Consider the following 18,329-nt stretch of genomic DNA (forward strand, 5'->3'; position numbering starts at 1 on the left):
GAGGAAACCGAAACGCTGACAGGCGAAAGGTTCACCGAATTACCACCTGCGCGGGTGGCGGAATGGCAGACGCGCTAGCTTGAGGTGCTAGTCCTCGAAAGGGGGTGGGGGTTCAAGTCCCCCTCCGCGCACAATAAAAAAAGGCCCAGGAAACCACGGTTTCCTGGGCCTTTTTTGTGTTGTGCGTGGCCGGCGCTTCCGGGACCGCGCCGGCGGCGCGCTACTTGTAGAGGACCCGCTGGACCTGCAGGACCTCCGACGTGGAAACGACGTTGACCCGGACATATTCATCCACGCTGCCCTCGCCCTCAACCGTGACCCTGGTGAGGTTGGACGCGGCGCCGGAAATCCCGTAGAAGGACAGCCACTTCGAGCTCGTCAGCGGATTGTCCTTGGCATAGCTGTGGGAATCGCCGTTGAACAGGAAAACCCGCTTGCTGAAGGCCTTGCTCTCACTGGCGATGGCCCGGACGATGGTCTGGAAAGCATTCCGGTACCCCGTGGTCTGGGTCCCGGGGGCAAACATGTCCGCCTGGGTCATCAGGACCACGGCCCTGCTGTTGTTGGCCTTCGCGGTTGCAAACGCGCTCTTGACCTGGGCGACGGCAGCGTTCACCCGGGCCTTCTCCTCGGCCACCTGTTCCACGGTGGCTTTGGTGAAGCCTAGTCCGCTCCACGGCCGGAGGTCATTCTCCGATCCAACGATGTGGAGGGTCGAAATGGTCAGCCCGCCCGCGGCAAAGGAAACATTCTCCTTGTAGCCGGACTGGGCGGTTACGGAGATCGGGTTCTGGCCCAGTGTCCGGCCGGCCGTCGGGAAAAAGACGGACCGGATGGCCGAAAGCCGCTCCAGCGGATTGGCCTTGCCGATGCTGGCCCGGTGGCAGTCCGCCCACTCGTTGTCGCCCGGGGTGTACACCAGCGGGTCGGTAAATTGGTTGAAGTTCCCCTTGATCTTCTGATAGTAGGAGTCGGAGCAGACTCCCGCTCCGATATCGCCGAGGTGTCCTACCATGCGCACATCGGAATCCGCATTGATCTGTGCGATCCGTCTCGGGAAGAGGCTCAGTTGAGTGCTGCCGTAAGGAGTGTCACCAATGACGGCGAAACTGTAGATGGTGGCAGCGCCGGCATTGCCTACGGCGCTCCCGGCGATCCCCATCGCCAGGGCCAGTCCGGCCCCGGCTATCCGCACAACTCTATTCATTGGTTTCTCCCCACGGCATCGGACATGCCTGCGCAACGGATCGTTTGCTGGCGTTTGGCGTCAGAGTAGCCCGATCAATCAGGGATGGAACGAGTAGGCGCTACTTGCCCGATGGTGAAAAAACACCTAGATGATACTCGGGAGGATTTCTGCAGATCGCTCGTGGCAGGGACGGGACTGCTGCCGGGAAGTAACCGGGGGCTGTCCCGGCAGCACCTACTCCGCCGAACGAATCGCGTTCCGTACGGCTTCCAGCAGCGACCGGAAGCCGGGATCCTTGGGCAGGCTGTCGAGGAGAACGGTCCCGTGCGGCCCGGCCAGGGGTATGCGCCAGTTCGGGTATTCGGTACTGGTCCCGGGCTGGTTCTGGGTCCGGGTCTCACCGACCGCATCAACCAGTGCCACCCCCAGCAACGAGGACGGCGTCAGAGCGGTAAACGCGTAGAGAGCCTCGGTGATCCGCCGGACATCCGTGCCCGCGGCGCCCGCGGCCGGAAGCAGGCCGCGTTCGCGCACGAGCGCCAGGACTGTCTCCAGCTCGGCGGCGGACTCGGCGCGTTCCTCTTCCACCCGGCGCTGCAGCAGACCCAGCCGCTCGCGGAGGCTGATGTGTTCACCGGCCAGGTACCCCGCCGTCGGCGGCAGATCGTGGGTGTTGACGCTGGTCAGGCACTGCTGACGGTACCTTTCCGGCGGAAGTGGGCCGTCGGCGTCGTGCTCGAACCAGAGAATCGAGGTGCCGAAGATCCCCCGCTCGGCCAGATAGTCACGGACCCAGGGCTCAAAGACGCCCAGGTCTTCACCAATGACGATCGCCCCGGCGCGCTGCGCCTCCAGAGCCAGGATGCCGATGAGCGCCTCATGGTCGTAGTGGACGTAGGCGCCCTCCCCCGGCCCAGCGCCTGCCGGAATCCACCACAGCCGGAACAGCCCCAGGATGTGGTCCACGCGGATCCCGCCGGCATGGCGCAGCACGGTCCTGAGCATGTCCCGGTAGGCGGCATATCCCGACTCCGCCAGCCGGTCCGGGTGCCACGGCGGCTGGGTCCAGTTCTGGCCCTGCTGGTTGAACATGTCCGGGGGCGCACCGACCGTGACGTTCCGGGCCAGCACCCCGGCAAACGACCATGCGTCCGCGCCGCCAGGTTTCACCCCCACCGCAAGGTCGTGGATGACGCCGATCTCCATGCCGCACTGCTTCGCTGCGCGCTGCGCTGCCTCGAGTTGGAAGTCGCAGCACCACTGCATCCAGCGGTGGAACTCGATCCGGCCCGCGAGCAGGACCCGTTGCTCCCGGCAGTACGCGGTGTCCGGTCCGGATGCCTCCGCGGCCCACTGCGGGGCCCCCGGGGCCAGCGTCTCGGCCAGGGCGCACCAGAGGGCGAAGTCGTCCAGACCTTGCCCCTGTTCTGTGCAGAAATCCGCAAACGCGCATGCGCGGGCGGGATCGCGCGGGACCCCGAACACCAGCTCCAGGGCGGCCAGTTTTGCGCCGTACGCGGAGTTCCGGTCCAGCAGCCCGGACGAGTGGTTGGCGCCGTGCTGTTGATTGGCCAGGCTCTCCACCTCGGCCCGGCCGGACTGGCCAAGGTAGCCGTACTCGGTGATCTCTTCCACCCGGAGGTAAAGGGGGTTGAAGAAGCGCCTTGTGGTGGGCAGGTACGGTGAGTCTTCGACCGGCAGCCGGGGCTCGGCGGCGTGCAATGGATTGACCAGCAGGAAACCGGCGCCCTCCTGCCCCGAAATCGTGGCCAGGTCCGCGAGGTCCGCGAAGTCACCGATCCCCCAGGACCGGGAGGACCGGACGGAATAGAGCTGCGCGGTCAGTCCCCAGTTCCGCCGGCCCGCCAGCCGTGCGGTGGTGCCGAGGCTCCGCGGGGTGACGACGAGCGGGCACCGGGCTACCGTGCCGTTGTGCTCTGCCAGCAGAGTGTGCCAGCCGAGCGGCACCCGGTCCGGGACGGCGAAGGTCGCCCGGCCGGTGAGGACGCCATCGACGTCCACCGGCGCGTCCCAGTTGTCCCGCTGCGCTACCTCGTAGCTGCCGCCGTCTTCGGCGTCGATCCAGACGCGGACGGCGCTTCCATGCGGCAGATGGACATTGATGCGGAGCTCCTGCCCTTCACGGGCGACGACGACCGGCGGCAGCAGGCGCCGCCACGGCGCCAGTCTGGCCTCGTTCAAGGACCGTTCCGTTTCGGCCGTTCCCCCGGCCGGGACGCCCAGAGCCGCGAGGACGCTCCGCAGGGTGGTGTCCGAAACGGTGCGCTCGACGCCGTCCCAGCCCCAATAGGTGGTTCCGACGCCGTGGGCTGCGGCAAGTTCCCTTAGCAGATCGGCTGCGCTCTGTGCGTTGCTGTGGTGCGTACTGTCCGTCATGGGGCAACTCTAGACTCAGGCGTGTGCCCCGTGCCGTGGTGTGCACCGTGTGCGATCCGCGCTAGCCTTGCAGCCTATGGTCGACGTCGAACGTTTCCGGATTCTGCTGCTCGAGGAGCACCAACGGAAACTTACCCTCCTGCCCGCCCTCCACCAGGACATCACCTCTGTGACCGCGGCCCGGCAGGACTCCAACGTCGACGACGAACACGATCCCGAGGGTGCCACGATCGCCTTCGAACTCTCGCAGGCCTCGGCGCTGCTGGAGCAAAGCAGGGCCGGCCTGGCGCAGGTCGAGGCCGCACTGGCCCGCATCCGGGACGGCAGCTACGGGATCTGCCAGGCCTGCGCAGAGGAGATCCCGGAGGGCCGGCTTGAGGCCAGGCCCTCGACGCCGTACTGCATCCGGCACACCCCGGGTGCTTCCGGCAGGAAAGCATGAACGCCGCCGGGACCTGGTGGGACCGGATCATCGCCGGATTCGCGCAGGGCCCCGTCCCGCACGTCACCGGCACCGAACTCGCCCTGGTGGTCCTCCTCGCCGTCGCACTCTCCCTCCCCCGCGTGACCTGGCGGTATTTCGGACTGATGGCCACCGTGACCCACGAACTGGGCCACGCCTTCGCCGCGCTTATGACGGGCCAGCGCCTCGGCGGGATCCGGCTCAGCCTGGACCACTCCGGCACTACCACCACGTACAGCCGGCGCCCCCTGGCCGCCGTCTGGTCCACATTCTGGGGGTACCCGGTTCCCGCCGTCGTCGGTGCTGCCATGGTCTGGTGCGGCTTCAACGGCTGGGGACCGGCGGCGATGTCGGTCGGAACCCTCGTGCTGTTGGCCTCCTTCCTGTTCATCCGCAACGGGATCGGAGTGCTGATCACCGCGGCCGCGGCGCTGTCCGCCGTGCTGCTCGTCCTCTTTGTCCCGCCCGAATTCAACGGCCACGTAATGATCGTGCTCGGTCTGGCCCTCCTGGTCGCCGCTGTCCGGGACCTCGGGAAACTGGCCGCCGTCCATCTGCGGCGCCGGGACAGATTGCCGACGTCGGACGCCTACTTGCTGTTCCGGGCTACCCGAGTCCCCGCGGTCATCTGGATGGTGCTCTTTGCCGCGGTTGTGGGGGGTGCCTGGTGGTTTGCCTGGCAGCCGATGGCCCAGGTCTTCGCACCGTTGCCGGGGCCGGCGTTGCGGGGACCGGGCGCTCCCCCGGCATAGGCTGGGACCATGAGCCAGACACACACCGATGACCCCGCCGGCCACAGCACGAAGGGTGCCTATGTCACCGGCGGCGAGGAGTTCAGCCGGGACACCAACTACATCGAGGACCGGATCACCCGCGACGGTTGCCCGGGCAGCAACGGCGAACCCGGCTGGCCGGTGGAACCGGGCCGCTACCGCCTGATCGCGGCGCGTGCCTGCCCCTGGGCCAACCGGACGGTGATCGTCCGGCGGCTGCTCGGTCTCGAAGACGTCATTTCCCTCGGACAGCCCGGCCCCACCCACGACGCCCGCTCGTGGACCTTTGACCTGGATCCCGGCGGCAGGGATCCCGTGCTGGGCATCGAGCGGATCCAGGCGGCCTACTTCCTCCGGTTCCCGGACTACCCCCGCGGCATCACGGTGCCGGCGATCGTCGACGTACGCAGCGGCAAGGTGGTCACCAACAACTTCCCGCAGATCACCCTGGACTTCTCCACCGAGTGGACCGAGTACCACCGTCCGGGTGCGCCGGAGCTCTACCCGGAGCACCTGCGGGATGAGATCGACACCGTCAACAAGAGGGTTTTCACCGAAGTCAACAACGGCGTCTACCGCTGCGGCTTCGCCGGCTCCCAGAAGGCCTATGATGCCGCCTATGACCGGCTCTGGACTGCGCTGGACCGGCTGGAGGAACGCCTCACCGGCCAGCGGTACCTCGTCGGGGACACCATCACCGAGGCCGACGTGCGGCTCTTCACCACCCTGGCGCGGTTCGATGCCGTCTACCACGGGCACTTCAAGTGCAACCGGCAGAAGCTCAGCGAGATGCCGGCGCTCTGGGGATATGCCAGGGACCTGTTCCAGACCCCCGGCTTCGGCGATACCACCGACTTCGTGCAGATCAAGCAGCACTATTACATCGTCCATGAGGACATCAACCCCACCGGGATTGTGCCGAAGGGGCCGGAGCCCGGGAACTGGCTGAGCGCGCACGGCCGCGAAGCCCTCGGCGGGCGCCCCTTCGGCGACGGGACGCCGCCGGGCCCGGTCCGGGCGGGGGAAGAAGTGGCTCCGGGGCACGGGGCGGCCTGAGCCACCTTCCAGCACAGGCTGCGGGCAGGGACGGAGTTTGTCCACTTGTCGCAACATCGCCCCCGGCCTAGGGTGAGCCGGGATGAGCAATGAAAAAGACGCCAGCACGCCGCCGCCTTCCCCCGCGGCGAGACTGTGGCGGATCGTGACCGGCGGCGTGGCCTCGGCGCTGCTCTGGCCCCGGCTGCAACTGGCCATGAAGGCGGCGTTGGCTGCGGGCATAGCCTTCTTCATCGCCCCGTTTATGCCCGGGTCCGCGGCCGATTACCCCTACTACGCTCCGCTCGGCGCCCTCGTCGCCATGTACGAGAATGTGTCAGGGTCCATCCGCCAGGGTGTCCAGACGCTGGTGGGGCTGGCGATCGGCATCGGCCTGGCCTTTGTGCTCGTCAGCGTTGGGGACCCCACTCCGCTGTCGGTCGCCATCGTTATGGGCTTTGGGGTCATCCTCGCCGGGCTGCCGCGGATTGGCTCCGGCAGCGACTGGATCCCGACGGCGGCTCTCCTGGTCCTGCTGGTCGGCGGGAACAATCCGGACAGCTTCTCCTTCGGCTACCTGGTTCAGATGGGCGCAGGGGTCACCGTGGGCATCCTCGTCAACCTCCTCGTGTTCCCGCCGCTGTATTTCAACGCCGCAGCTCTGAGTATCGCGGAGTTGCGCCTGGCCCTCGCCCAGCAGATGCGGGACATGGGCAAGGCGTTGAAGGAGAGCTGGCCGCCGGAGCATGAGAACTGGTCCGGCCGTTCCGAGGCGCTCGCAGGCTCGGCCCGATCTGTCCGGCTCGCGGTGGAAAAGGCGGATGCCAGCCGGCAGGCCAACCCCCGGCGACGGCTCCATCCGCGGGATGTGGAGCTGGACTACCGGAACCTCCGTGACCTGGAGCGGGTGACGTTCCACGTCCAGGACGTGACGCAGGTCCTCTCGGATGTCATTTGGGCCGGAGACACGCCATTCGTTATACCGGATCAATACGCCGCCCCGCTCGCCGACGCCATGGCTGCGGTGGCTGACGTTCTGCGCTCCATCGAAGAGGAGAGTCCGGAACGCCAGGCGGTGCTGGCGGACGCGGCCGGCATTGCGGTGAAGGAGTTGACCGCCCGCATCGGCGCGGAGGAAGCGGCAACGGACGAGCCCAGTGCCGTGGAATCCATCCTGCTGAGCCTGCTCCGCATGCTCCGCGTAGTGAAGTCCGGCGGGGCCAGGACGTAGGCGGGCTCGAAACGGCGGCGGCCGCCCCAGGTGAAGGGACGGCCGCCGCCGTCGAAGATTCAGCCGAGTTTGGTGCTACAGCGCTGCAACCGTTCCGCTGAAGTGCTTGCGGCCGGACCTCGGGTTCCAGCCGACATAGTCGGAGCGCCGCCAGCCGCCGTCGCTGCCCTGGACGGTGCTGATGTCCAGCGCCACCCGCGCGGGCAGGTACACCGGCGCCTCAAAGGCGAGCTGCCAGCTGAATGTCTCTCCCTTTGCGGCGCCCACGTCGGCCAGTGCCCTTGAGGCGAGGTACATGCCGTGGGCGATCGACCGGCGCATGCCCAGGGCTTTGGCCGAGAGCACGCTCAGGTGGATGGGGTTGAAGTCACCGGAAACGGCGGCGTAGGCCCGGCCGGTGTCCACTCCCAGCTGCCAGAGGGCGGTGGGATCCGGGGCCGTGAAGTGCACCGGCGCTGACGGTTCCGATGGCTTGTCGATTCCGGGCAGGAACACGCCTTTGGCCAGGTAGCTGGACACGCCGCGCCAGCGGATCATGTCCTCCCCCGCCCCCCGGACCTCGGCCACGAGGTCCAGCTGGGTGCCCGAACGGTGGCCGCGCAGGTTCTCCGCCCAGGCCCGGATGTCCACCGCCTCGGTGAAGCGGACGGGTGCGGACTGGACCACATGGTTTTCGAGGTGGATCATCCCCAGCAGCGGCAGAGGGAAGTCATCGCGGTTCATCACACTCATCGCCAGCGGGAACGCCAGCGCATGGATGAAACCGGCCGGGAGGATGTCGCTTGCGGTTTCCCCGACCAGGTGCTGGTAGGCCGTGAGGTTCCCGGCCCCGGCCTTCACACCGCGGACCTCGTGGCTGCATAACGGAAGCGTGGTCCCAGTGTGGGTTCCCAGGATCCGGCGCCGCGCAGCGGTGGCGGCGGCGTTGACGTACTGCTTGGAGAGCGCCGGCATTTCGCCCAGGATGACGGGCTGCGAAGGGGTCATGCCCCCACCAGGTTCTGCCCGCAGACCCGCAGCACCTCTCCGGAGATCCCGCCGGCAGCGTCGCTGGCCAGGAAAGCGATGGCCTCGGCGACGTCCTCCGGCCGGCCGCCCTGCTGCAGCGAGTTGAGCCGGCGGGCCAGCTCGCGGGTGGCGAACGGGATCCGGGCCGTCATCTCGGTCTCGATGAAGCCCGGGGCGACGGCGTTGATGGAGCCGCCGTGGGCGGCCAGAAGCGGTGCCGTGGCCCGGACCATGCCCGTCACGCCGCCCTTGGAGGCGGCGTAGTTGGTTTGCCCGCGGTTGCCGGCGATGCCGCTGGTCGAGGCAACGGATACGATCCGCGGCGAGTTCCGGAAGTGCTCCGAGGCCAGCAGCGCCTCGTTGATGCTCAACTGGGCCGCGATATTCACGGCGATGACGGAGTTCCAGCGCCCCGCATCCATGTTGGCGAGCAGCTTGTCGCGGGTGATGCCCGCGTTGTGGATCACGATGTCGAGCCGGCCGTGGCGCGCCACGGCATGGTCGATGATCCGCTGGCCGGCGTCGTCCCGGCTGATGTCCAGCTGCAGCGCGGTGCCGCGCACCTCGTTGGCGACCGCTGCCAGGCGGTCCCCGGCCGCCGGGATGTCCACGACGATCAGCGTGGCGCCGTCGCGGTGCAGCGTGCGCGCAATCGCGGCGCCGATCCCCCGTGCTGCACCGGTCACGACGGCGACCCTGCCGGCCAGCGGCTTGTCCGCGTCGGCCGGCAAGTGCCCGGCAGCCGAGGTGACGGTCAGGAACTGCCCGTCCACGAACGCGGAGCGGCCGGAGAGGAAGAAGCGCAGCGCGCCGAGGGTGCTCGGGCTGGTGGTGCCCGCGCCGTTGGCGAGCAGAATGCCGTTGCCGGTGGCGCCGGCCCGGAGTTCCTTGGCCAGCGACCGCAGCAGTCCGTCGACGCCCTGCCGGGCCGCGGCAACGGCCGGATCGGCGGAATCCGAGGCGGCGCGGGACACGGTGATAACACGGGCGTTGGGCGCCAGGTCCCGCAGCGAGGAGGCCGCCGTCAGGACAGGCTGCTCCAGATCCCCGGGACGGGCCAGTTCGTCCAGCACCAGGATGATGGCGCCGAGCTTTTCCCTGGGCACGGCATGCCGGCGGACGTCCAGCTTCCAGGACAGCAGGGTCGAGGCGAGTTCGTCGGCGCCGCTGCCCGTGCCCTGGACCAGCACCGGCCCTTCGATAAGCGGCTGACCTGCCTTGTGGCGCCGGAGCACCACGGGCTGCGGGAGCCCGAGTTTCCTGGCGATGTCCTTGCCCAGGCCACTGCTCACGAACTGGGTGTATTTGTCGGTCATCCGGTCCCCTTAGTGTGCTTCGAGAATAGCGACGACGCCCTGGCCGCCGGCGGCGCAGATGGAGATCAGGCCGCGTGCCGGGCGTCCGTCGATCTGCCCCTTGGCATGCAGCATTTTCGCGAGCGAGGCCACGATCCTTCCGCCGGTGGCGGCGAAGGGGTGCCCGGCGGCGAGCGAGGATCCGTTGACGTTCAGCCTGGACGCCTCGACGCTGCCGAAGGCTCCGTCGAGGCCGAGACGGCTGCGGCCGAATTCCTCATCCTCCCAGGCGGCGAGGGTGCTCAGCACGGTACCGGCGAAGGCCTCGTGGATCTCGAAGTAGTCGATGTCATCGAGGGTCAGCCCGTTGCGGGCCAGCAGCCGCGGCACCGCGAAGGCGGGAGCCATCAGGAGTCCGTCCTTGCCGTGCACAAAGTCAACGGCCGCCGCCTCGCCGTCGACGACGGTGGCGAGTTTGGGCAGGTCGTGCGCGTCAGCCCATTCCTCGGAGGCCAGCAGCACGGTGGAGGCGCCGTCGGTGAGCGGCGTGGAGTTTCCGGCCGTCATGGTCGCCGCGGCGCCCAGGTTCTTGCCGAAAACGGGCTTGAGTGTGGCGAGCTTCTCGAGGCTGGTGTCGGCGCGCAGGTTGGAGTCCCTGCTGAGGCCGCGGTACGGGGTGATCAGGTCGTCGAAGAAGCCGGCATCGTAGGCGGCGGCGAGGTTCCGGTGGCTCTTGAAGGCCAGTTCGTCCTGCGCCTCGCGGGTGACGTTCCACTGCGCGGTGGTGAGCGCCTGATGCTCGCCCATGGACAGCCCGGTCCGGGGCTCGCCGGTGTTCGGGGCATCGGGTGCCAGGTCCTTGGGCCGGAGGCGGCTGAGGACCTGCAACCGCTGGGGCAGCGTCTTGGCGCGGTTCAGGTCCAGCAGCACGTCACGCAGGCCCTCGCTCACGGCGATCGGCGCGTCCGAGGCGGAGTCGACGCCGGCGGCGATGGCCGAATCGATCTGGCCGAGCTTGATCTTGTTGGCGAGGCCGAGCACCGTTTCCAGGCCGGTGGCGCAGGCCTGCTGCAGATCGTAGGCCGGCGTTTCTGCGGAGAGCGCCGAGCCGAGGACGGCTTCGCGCGTCAGGTTGAAATCGCGGGAGTGCTTGAGTACGGCGCCCGCGGCAACTTCGCCGATGCGCTCATCCTGCAGGCCGAAGCGGGCGATCAGCCCGTCGAGGGCAGCGGTGAGCATGTCCCGGTTGGAGGACTTGGTGTAAGCGCCTCCGTTCCGGGCGAACGGAATGCGGTTGCCGCCCACCACCACGGCCCTGCGGAGCGCCGGCAGTGCTGTAACTCCGGCCTGTCCTGCGGCTCGTCCTGTGTTCTGTCCTGTGGTCTGTCCTGCGGACCCTGCCGTCGGGGTCGATTCCTGGGGTCCGGGTACGGACTGTCCATTCACGGACATGGGCTGTCTCCTTTGATCAAAACGGTTACCGATACCCAGCGTACCTGATACGGTGGGTATCGTGAACAGCCCCCAGTCTGACTCTTCCGGCGGCGTCCCGGCCGGCGCCGTCGCGTCCGCCGGCGGCACCGTCGACGGGCGTGCCTCCCGCTGGCAGCCGCACCGCGAGGAACGCCGTCGGGAGCTCATCAAGTCGGCCCGCAAGGCCGTCCACGCGCTGGGCAGCGAAGCCTCGATGGAGGACATTGCCGCGGCGGCAGGGACCTCCAAATCGGTGTTCTACCGGTATTTCGGGGACAAGGCCGGGCTCCAGCAAGCGGTGGGTGAAGTGGTGCTCAGCCAGATGCAGCGGCGCATCCAGGAAGCGGTGCAGGGCGCCCAGACTCCCAGCGAGGGCCTGCTCGCCATGGTTTCCGCGTATCTGCAGATGGCCGAGACGAGCCCCAACGTCTACACCTTCGTCACCCGGTATGCACCCGCCGGCGCGGACGGCGCCGCCGGGTCCGCCGCCGGGTCCATTGCCACGGCGGGCGCCCTGGGCCACTTCTTTGCGGCGATCAGCGACATGATCGCCCGGCCCATGCGGAGCCACCTCGGCGACTCGGCCGTCCGCGAAACGGCAATCGGCTACTGGCCAAACGCCGCGATCGGCCTGGTCCGGAACGCCGGCGAGCAGTGGCTCGCCACTCCGGACTCCCCGTCCAGACCGGACCAGGCGGCGATGGCGCGCCAGATCACGCACTGGCTCTGCCTGGGCATCGCCCCCGAGCTCCGGAATCAGCCCGCCCCGCCCGCCGCGGCGCCGGCGGTGGCAGAAGACCCGGCGGAACCCGCGCAGCGCACCCAACTACCCACAACTTCAGAACCTACCTTGTCAGAACCAAAGAAGGAATCGACATGACTGAACTAGCGGACCGCGCAGCGGACCCGGCGATCGACCCGACGACGAACGCGAACCCGGCCGCCCGGTCGGTGGCTTCACCATCTGACGCCACGGACGCGGGAGCGCCCGCCGTCGACGTTGCGGCCCTCGGTGAACTGCTCCTCGGCAAATGGGCCGACACCCGGCGCGTCGCGCGGGCCCTTGCCGGCCGGCCCGAGCTGCACAAAACCGAAGGCCTGGGCCACACGGATCACCGGCAGCGCGTCTTCGGCCAGCTTAAAATCCTGGTAGAGAACGGCGCCGTCCACCGCGCCTTCCCGGCGTCCGTCGGCGGCGCCGACGAACACGGCGGAAACGTGGCCGGTTTCCAAGAACTTGTCATCGCCGACCCCTCGCTGCAGATCAAGGCAGGCGTCCAGTGGGGCCTGTTCGGCTCCGCCGTGAACCACCTGGGCACCGAAGAACATCACCGGACGTGGTTGCCCGGCATCATGAACCTAGAAATTCCGGGCTGCTTTGCGATGACGGAAACCGGCCACGGCTCGGACGTGGCCAGCATCGCCACCACCGCCACCTATGACCCGGCGACCGAGGAGTTCGTGGTCCACACCCCCTTCCGGGCCGCCTGGAAGGACTACATCGGCAACGCCGCCGTGGACGGCCTGGCCGCGGTCGTGTTTGCCCAGCTGGTCACCCGGGGAGTTAACCATGGCGTCCACGCTTTCTACATGGAGCTGCGCGATCCCGGAACCAAGGACTTCCTGCCCGGCATCGGGGGCGAGGATGACGGCGTCAAGGGCGGCCTGAACGGCATCGACAACGGCCGGCTGCACTTCACCAATGTCCGGATCCCGCGCACCAACCTGCTGAACCGCTACGGCAACGTCGACGCCGACGGCAGCTACACCTCCTCCATCGCCAGCCCGGGCCGCCGCTTCTTCACGATGCTCGGCACCCTCGTCCAGGGCCGGGTGTCGCTCGACGGCGCCGCCGTGACCGCCTCGAAACTGGCGCTGAAAACAGCCATCCAGTACGCCACCGAGCGACGGCAGTTCAATGCCTCGTCGCAGACGGACGAGGAAGTGCTGCTCGACTACCAGCGGCACCAGCGCCGGCTGTTCACCCGGCTGGCCACCACCTATGCCGCGGGCTTCGCGAGCGAACAGCTGCTGCAGAAGTTCGATGACGTCTTCTCCGGCCGTAACGACACCGACGCGGACCGGCAGGATCTGGAGACCCTCGCCGCCGCGCTCAAACCGCTCAGCACCTGGCACGCGCTGGACACGCTGCAGGAATGCCGCGAGGCCTGCGGCGGGGCGGGATTCCTGATCGAGAACCGCTTCGCCTCGCTGCGGGCGGACCTCGACGTCTACGCGACCTTCGAAGGCGACAACACCGTACTGCTGCAACTCGTCGCCAAGCGGCTGCTGGCCGACTACGCCAAAGAATTCCGGACCGTGAACTTCGGCGTGCTGGCCCGCTACGTGGTGGGCCAGGCCGCCGGTGCCGCGATCCACCGCACCGGGCTGCGCGGCGTGGCACAGTTTGTGGCCGACTCCGGCTCGGTGCAGAAGGCGGCCATCGCGATCAAGGACGAAGCCAGCCAGCGGACCCTGCTGACGGACCGTGTCCAGACCATGGTCGCGGAAGTAGGGTCGGCCCTCAAGGGCGCCAACAAGCTGCCCCAGGCGCAGGGCGCCGCGCTCTTCAACAAGCACCAGAACGAGCTCATCGAGGCCGCGCAGGCGCACGCCGAACTGCTCCAGTGGGAGGCGTTCACCGAGGCGCTGGGCAAGGTCGCGGATCCGGGGACCAAGGTGGTCCTGACGTGGCTGCGGGACCTCTTCGGGCTGTCCCTGATCGAAAAGAACCTGTCCTGGTACCTCATGAACGGACGGCTCTCCATGCAGCGCGGCCGCACGGTTGGCGATTACATCAACCGGCTCCTGGTCAAGATCCGTCCGCACGCCCTAGACCTCGTGGATGCGTTCGGCTTCGGTCCGGAGCACCTCCGGGCCGAGATCGCCACGGGCGCCGAAAAGGTCCGGCAGGATGAGGCCCGGGAGTACTTCCGCGGGCAGCGCGCCAGCGGACAGGCACCGGTGGACGAGAAAGTCCTGATCGCGCGCACGGCGAAGACGGCCCCGCGCCGCTGACCCGCCGCTTCGCCGGCGGGAGAACGACGACGGCGCCGCACCTCACCCGGGGCGGCGCCGTCGTCGTCCGTATTTGCCTTATTTCCCGTAGGTGCCTTAGGAACCGTGCGGAAGCACCGAGCGGTACACCTCAAGGGTGGTTTCCGTGATGGACTCCCAGGAGAAGTGCTCCTCCGCCCGGCGCCGGCCGGCCTCGCCCATGGCACGCGCCCGTACGGGATCGGACACCACCTCGGTGAGCGCCGCGGCGAATTCGGTGACGAACTTTTCCGGATCGAGCGGGGTTCCGGTGCCGTCGGTGACCTGCTCGAGCGGAACCAGCAGCCCGGTCTGGCCGTGCCGGACGACTTCGGGTATTCCGCCGGTGGCGCTGGCCACCACGGCGGCGCCGCAGGCCATGGCCTCGAGGTTCACGATGCCCAGCGGCTCGTAAATCGACGGGCACGCGAACGCGGTCGCGTGGCTGAGCACCTGGATGACCTCGTTGCGCGGCAGCATCCGTTCGACCAGGATGACTCCGCTACGCTGGCTTTGCAGCTCCTCGATCAGGCGGGCCGTTTCGGCCGCCAGCTCGGGGGTGTCTGCGGCACCGAGGCACAGGACCAGCTGCACCTCGGACGGGAGCTTGGCCGCGGCCCGCAGCAGGTACGGGACGCCCTTCTGCCGGGTGTTCCGGCCCACGAAGACGACGCTTGGCCGCTCCGGATCGATGCCGAGGGCCCGGATAATGTCGTCCCCCTCGTCCCGGTTCCAGCGGCCCACGTCGATGCCGTTGTGCACCACCTTGACCTTGGCCGGGTCCACCGCCGGGTAACTGCGCAGGATGTCCTGCCGCATGCCCTCGGAGACAGCAATGATGGCCGCGGCCGCTTCGTAGGCGGTCTTTTCCACCCACGAGGACACGGCGTAGCCGCCGCCGAGCTGCTCGGCCTTCCACGGGCGCAGCGGCTCCAGGCTGTGGGCGCTGAGCACGTGGGGAATCCCGTGCAGCAGCGACGCAATGTGCCCGGCCATGTTGGCATACCAGGTATGCGAATGCACGAGGTCGGCGCCGGCAATGTCGGGGGCCATCCGCAGATCCACACCCAGGGTCTGGACGGCGGCGTTCGCTCCGCCTAGATCCTCCGGCACCGCGTAGGACGTGACCGTCGCTCCGTGGTAGTCGGATTCACGGGGCGCGCCGAAGGCACGCACCTGCAGATCCACGTGGTGGGCCAGCACCCTGCTGAGCTCGGCCACATGGACCCCGGCGCCGCCATAGATTTCGGGCGGGAATTCTTTAGTCACAATGTCTATACGCACAAACCCCAAGGTAGTCGTTACGGTGGAACTGATCTAGTGTGAAGACGTTCGGGCGTGCCGGACTGTTTTGGGGAGTAACAAAGGCGTTCAGGAGCGATCACCATGCCGAATAAAAGAGTTCTGGCCATTGTCCTCGCGGGTGGCGAGGGGAACCGGCTGATGCCGTTGACGGCAGACCGGGCCAAACCCGGAGTGCCGTTTGCCGGAAGTTACCGGCTCATAGACTTCGCCCTGTCCAACCTGGTCAATTCCCGGTACCTGCAGATCGTCGTCCTAACGCAGTACAAATCCCACAGCCTTGACCGCCACATCTCCGAAACCTGGCGGATGTCCACACAGCTGGGCAACTACATCGCCTCCGTTCCGGCGCAGCAGCGGGTGGGCAAGAGCTGGTTCTTGGGCAGTGCCAACGCCATCTACCAGTCGCTGAACCTCATCCAGGACGCCAGCCCGGACATCGTCGTCGTGGTCGGTGCCGATCACGTCTACCGCATGGACTTCGCGCAGATGGTGGACTCACACGTCGCCAGCGGCGCCAAGGCAACCGTCGCCGCCGTGCGCCAGCCGCTGAGCATGGCCGACCAGTTCGGCGTGATCGAAGTGGACCACAACGATCCGCGGAAGATCGGCGCGTTCGTCGAGAAGCCGTCCTCCACGCCCGGGCTCGCCGCCGATCCCTCCCAGTTCCTGGCCTCCATGGGCAACTACGTCTTCGACGCCGACGCCCTCGTCGAGGCCCTGCACGTCGACGCGGAGCGCCTCGACACCAAGCACGACATGGGCGGGGACATCATTCCCTACTTCGTCAACAAGGGCGAAGCCGGCGTCTACGACTTCACCCTCAACGATATCCCCGGCTCCACCGAACGCGACCGCACGTACTGGCGCGACGTCGGTACGATCGACTCCTTCTACGACGCGCACATGGACCTCATCTCGCCGGTGCCCGTGTTCAACCTCTACAACTCGGAATGGCCGATCTACACGCGGCAAAGCATCTCGCCGCCGGCAAAGTTCGTCCGCGGAGTGGGCAACACCGTCGGCACGGCCCTGGATTCGATCGTTGCCAGCGGGACAGTGATCTCCGGCGGCATCGTCGAGGGCTCCGTGCTTGCCAACGACGTCTATGTCGGCACGTCCAGCCGGGTGCTCGATTCCGTGCTGATGGACAAGGTCACCATCGGTGAAGGTGCCGTCGTCAAGCGCGCCATCATCGACAAAAACGTCAAGGTCCCGGCGCATGCGGCCATCGGCCTCGACGCCGAACTGGACCGGGCCCGCGGCTTCAAGGTCACCGACACCGGTATCACCGTTGTTTCCAAGGGACAACTGGTCCCGGACCCGGGCGAGGCAGAGCGCGTCCTTTCCTCCGCCAACCTGATTCTGGTGCCGGATGCTGTCAAGGCCGCCACAGAAAACTGGCCGGCCCTGCGGGAGTCCGTGGACAAGATCGCAGAAGTGCAGGCCGCCGCCGTCGGCGTCGCAACTCCGCGGTCAGCCACAGCGGGCTAAACGCAATCTCCCGGGCGGCGCCGGGCGCGGCGGTCGGGCGTCGAGGTCGGGCCGCGGCGCCGGGCGCCGGCGTCGGGCCGGGCCTCCGGCAGGCTGTAAAATTGGGGCAATGAGCTCCCCCGATGTGCCTTCTGACCTGCCTTCCGGTCTGACTCCTGCCGATTTTACTTCAACGGATTTAACCGCAGCGGACTTGACCGCAGCGGAAATCGAGGCCTGCCTCAAGGTCCTGAACAGCATCCACGTCTACGACGAGGAGCACCCGGACTACGTACTGGTGCGCCGCGCCACCGGCAAGATGTTCAAGGCCGTCAAACGGCACCGCAGGGTCAGCAAACGGGACCTCATCGCTGAAGCGGACCGGGCCGTGCTGGCCCAGACCGCGACGGCGGCCCCGGACCGGATCGACGACGAGACCCGCGGCAACAAACTCGCCGCCTCTGCCACCGGCGAGATCGCCGGGCACCTGATCAAGTCCCGGCCCTGCTACATCTGCAAGCAGCACTACACGCAGGTGGACGCCTTCTACCACCAGCTGTGCCCCGAGTGCGCCGCCTTCAGCCACTGCAAGCGGGACGCCCGCACGGACTTGAGCGGCCGCCGCGCCCTCCTCACCGGCGGCCGGGCCAAGATCGGCATGTACATCGCGCTGCGCCTGCTTCGCGACGGGGCCCACACCACCATTACCACCCGCTTCCCCAAGGACGCCGTACGCCGCTTCGCCGCCATGGAAGACAGCGGCGACTGGCTGCACCGGCTGCGGATCGTCGGCATCGATCTCCGCGATCCCTCCCAGGTGATGGCACTGACGGACACCCTGGACGCGGCCGGACCGCTGGACATCATCATCAACAACGCGGCCCAGACGGTTCGCCGTTCCGGAAACGCGTATCAGCCCCTCATCGACGCCGAGGACGAGCCGCTGCCCGCCGCGCTGCAGCCGGCCAACGGCGGCCCCGACCTCGTCACCTTCGGCCACGCCCATGACAAGCACCCGCTAGCACTGGCCAGCACGGTGCTGGAGCATCCGGTCCTCGCCGGCGACGCCATCACCTCGCTCGCCCTGTCCACTGGCTCCGCGTCGCTCGAACGCATCGCCGCCGGCACGGCCATCGACGCCGGCGGGCTCGTCCCGGACCTCGCAGCCATCAACAGCTGGACGCAGGTGGTGGACGAGGTCGATCCCCTCGAGATGCTTGAGGTCCAGCTCTGCAACGTCACCGCGCCGTTCCTGCTGGTCAGCCGGCTCCGGGGGGCCATGAAGCGCTCCGCCGCCCGGCGGAAGTACATCGTCAACGTCAGCGCCATGGAAGGCCAGTTCTCCCGCGCCTACAAGGGCCCCGGCCACCCGCACACCAATATGGCCAAGGCTGCGCTGAACATGATGACGCGGACAAGCGCCCAGGAAATGCTGGACTCGGACGGCATCCTGATGACCGCCGTCGACACCGGCTGGATCACCGATGAGCGCCCGCACCACACCAAGGTGCGCCTTATGGAGGAAGGCTTCCACGCCCCGCTGGACCTGGTCGACGGCGCCGCCCGGGTGTACGATCCGATCGTTGCGGGCGAGTCCGGTGAAGACCAGTTCGGCGTCTTCCTCAAGGACTACAGGCCCAGCCCCTGGTAGGCC

At 67.9% G+C, this 18,329-nt stretch carries 14 protein-coding genes and 1 tRNA gene; 9 read left to right on the plus strand and 6 right to left on the minus strand.

All coding sequences use genetic code 11. From position 1 onward, the window contains the following. The first annotated feature begins 48 nt into the window (after positions 1 to 48). Positions 49 to 131 (plus strand) — tRNA-Leu (locus AC50X6_RS14195). A gap of 89 nt (positions 132 to 220) precedes the next feature. Here the strand turns inward: AC50X6_RS14195 and AC50X6_RS14200 are convergent. Continuing rightward, a complete protein-coding gene (locus tag AC50X6_RS14200; RefSeq protein ID WP_494966843.1) occupies positions 221 to 1,207 on the minus strand; it encodes a hypothetical protein in 987 nt (328 codons plus the stop codon). Positions 1,208 to 1,423: 216 nt separating this feature from the next. After that, positions 1,424 to 3,586 carry a 4-alpha-glucanotransferase gene (gene malQ, locus AC50X6_RS14205; RefSeq protein ID WP_494966844.1) on the minus strand — a complete coding sequence of 721 codons (2,163 nt, stop codon included), beginning with the start codon at positions 3,584 to 3,586 and terminating at the stop codon, positions 1,424 to 1,426. Between the two features lie 76 nt (positions 3,587 to 3,662). On the opposite strand from malQ, the gene AC50X6_RS14210 reads away from it, so the two are divergent. The 4 genes from AC50X6_RS14210 to AC50X6_RS14225 all read left to right on the plus strand — a co-directional run bounded on the left by AC50X6_RS14210 (position 3,663) and on the right by AC50X6_RS14225 (position 7,088). Next, positions 3,663 to 4,028 carry a TraR/DksA family transcriptional regulator gene (locus AC50X6_RS14210; RefSeq protein WP_494966845.1) on the plus strand — a complete coding sequence of 122 codons (366 nt, stop codon included), beginning with the start codon at positions 3,663 to 3,665 and terminating at the stop codon, positions 4,026 to 4,028. Next, on the plus strand, positions 4,025 to 4,801 hold the full coding sequence (locus tag AC50X6_RS14215; RefSeq protein ID WP_494966846.1) for a M50 family metallopeptidase: 777 nt from the start codon (positions 4,025 to 4,027) through the stop codon (positions 4,799 to 4,801). Before AC50X6_RS14210 ends, AC50X6_RS14215 begins: the two co-directional genes overlap by 4 nt. A gap of 9 nt (positions 4,802 to 4,810) precedes the next feature. After that, the gene (locus AC50X6_RS14220) at positions 4,811 to 5,878 is read left to right on the plus strand and encodes a glutathione S-transferase family protein (RefSeq protein WP_494966847.1); all 1,068 of its coding nucleotides are present in this window, start codon (positions 4,811 to 4,813) and stop codon (positions 5,876 to 5,878) included. Positions 5,879 to 6,074: 196 nt separating this feature from the next. Then, positions 6,075 to 7,088: an FUSC family protein gene (locus tag AC50X6_RS14225; RefSeq protein ID WP_494966884.1), complete on the plus strand. Its 1,014-nt coding sequence runs from the start codon at positions 6,075 to 6,077 to the stop codon at positions 7,086 to 7,088. A 75-nt stretch (positions 7,089 to 7,163) separates the two neighbouring features. On the opposite strand, the gene AC50X6_RS14230 is transcribed toward AC50X6_RS14225, so the two are convergent. Genes AC50X6_RS14230 through AC50X6_RS14240 form a run of 3 tightly spaced genes read right to left on the minus strand, consistent with a single transcriptional unit; the run spans position 7,164 to position 10,843 of the window. Then, the gene (locus AC50X6_RS14230; protein ID WP_494966848.1) at positions 7,164 to 8,075 is read right to left on the minus strand and encodes a MaoC family dehydratase; all 912 of its coding nucleotides are present in this window, start codon (positions 8,073 to 8,075) and stop codon (positions 7,164 to 7,166) included. Continuing rightward, positions 8,072 to 9,412, minus strand: coding sequence for a 3-oxoacyl-ACP reductase (locus AC50X6_RS14235; protein WP_494966849.1), 1,341 nt, complete (start codon positions 9,410 to 9,412; stop codon positions 8,072 to 8,074). Before AC50X6_RS14235 ends, AC50X6_RS14230 begins: the two co-directional genes overlap by 4 nt. Before the next feature lie 9 nt (positions 9,413 to 9,421). After that, positions 9,422 to 10,843: an acetyl-CoA C-acetyltransferase gene (locus AC50X6_RS14240; protein ID WP_494966850.1), complete on the minus strand. Its 1,422-nt coding sequence runs from the start codon at positions 10,841 to 10,843 to the stop codon at positions 9,422 to 9,424. Between the two features lie 61 nt (positions 10,844 to 10,904). On the opposite strand from AC50X6_RS14240, the gene AC50X6_RS14245 reads away from it, so the two are divergent. Together AC50X6_RS14245 and AC50X6_RS14250 are read left to right on the plus strand one after the other, a co-directional pair. Further along, on the plus strand, positions 10,905 to 11,744 hold the full coding sequence (locus AC50X6_RS14245) for a TetR/AcrR family transcriptional regulator (RefSeq protein WP_494966851.1): 840 nt from the start codon (positions 10,905 to 10,907) through the stop codon (positions 11,742 to 11,744). After that, positions 11,741 to 13,882: an acyl-CoA dehydrogenase family protein gene (locus tag AC50X6_RS14250; RefSeq protein WP_494966852.1), complete on the plus strand. Its 2,142-nt coding sequence runs from the start codon at positions 11,741 to 11,743 to the stop codon at positions 13,880 to 13,882. Before AC50X6_RS14245 ends, AC50X6_RS14250 begins: the two co-directional genes overlap by 4 nt. A gap of 96 nt (positions 13,883 to 13,978) precedes the next feature. Here the strand turns inward: AC50X6_RS14250 and glgA are convergent, their stop codons facing one another. Further along, entirely contained in the window at positions 13,979 to 15,184 is a 1,206-nt protein-coding gene (gene glgA / locus AC50X6_RS14255) for a glycogen synthase (protein ID WP_494966853.1), read from the minus strand. Positions 15,185 to 15,280: 96 nt separating this feature from the next. Between glgA and glgC the strand changes: the two genes are divergently transcribed. Together glgC and AC50X6_RS14265 are read left to right on the plus strand one after the other, a co-directional pair. Further along, positions 15,281 to 16,696 (plus strand): glucose-1-phosphate adenylyltransferase, encoded by a 1,416-nt coding sequence (glgC, locus tag AC50X6_RS14260; RefSeq protein ID WP_494966885.1) that lies wholly within the window; start codon positions 15,281 to 15,283, stop codon positions 16,694 to 16,696. A 109-nt stretch (positions 16,697 to 16,805) separates the two neighbouring features. Next, positions 16,806 to 18,326: an SDR family oxidoreductase gene (locus AC50X6_RS14265; RefSeq protein ID WP_494966854.1), complete on the plus strand. Its 1,521-nt coding sequence runs from the start codon at positions 16,806 to 16,808 to the stop codon at positions 18,324 to 18,326. The last annotated feature ends 3 nt before the right edge of the window (positions 18,327 to 18,329 follow it).

This window comes from Pseudarthrobacter sp. HLT1-7, from assembly GCF_059383435.1.

What these genes read in the sequence shown, in the direction of transcription:
- AC50X6_RS14200 (WP_494966843.1), bottom strand. Translation starts at nt 1,207, where the DNA reads ATGAATAGAGTTGTGCGGATAGCCGGGGCCGGACTGGCCCTGGCGATG.
- malQ (WP_494966844.1), bottom strand. Translation starts at nt 3,586, where the DNA reads ATGACGGACAGTACGCACCACAGCAACGCACAGAGCGCAGCCGATCTG.
- AC50X6_RS14210 (WP_494966845.1), top strand. Translation starts at nt 3,663, where the DNA reads ATGGTCGACGTCGAACGTTTCCGGATTCTGCTGCTCGAGGAGCACCAA.
- AC50X6_RS14215 (WP_494966846.1), top strand. Translation starts at nt 4,025, where the DNA reads ATGAACGCCGCCGGGACCTGGTGGGACCGGATCATCGCCGGATTCGCG.
- AC50X6_RS14220 (WP_494966847.1), top strand. Translation starts at nt 4,811, where the DNA reads ATGAGCCAGACACACACCGATGACCCCGCCGGCCACAGCACGAAGGGT.
- AC50X6_RS14225 (WP_494966884.1), top strand. Translation starts at nt 6,075, where the DNA reads ATGAAGGCGGCGTTGGCTGCGGGCATAGCCTTCTTCATCGCCCCGTTT.
- AC50X6_RS14230 (WP_494966848.1), bottom strand. Translation starts at nt 8,075, where the DNA reads ATGACCCCTTCGCAGCCCGTCATCCTGGGCGAAATGCCGGCGCTCTCC.
- AC50X6_RS14235 (WP_494966849.1), bottom strand. Translation starts at nt 9,412, where the DNA reads ATGACCGACAAATACACCCAGTTCGTGAGCAGTGGCCTGGGCAAGGAC.
- AC50X6_RS14240 (WP_494966850.1), bottom strand. Translation starts at nt 10,843, where the DNA reads ATGTCCGTGAATGGACAGTCCGTACCCGGACCCCAGGAATCGACCCCG.
- AC50X6_RS14250 (WP_494966852.1), top strand. Translation starts at nt 11,741, where the DNA reads ATGACTGAACTAGCGGACCGCGCAGCGGACCCGGCGATCGACCCGACG.
- AC50X6_RS14265 (WP_494966854.1), top strand. Translation starts at nt 16,806, where the DNA reads ATGAGCTCCCCCGATGTGCCTTCTGACCTGCCTTCCGGTCTGACTCCT.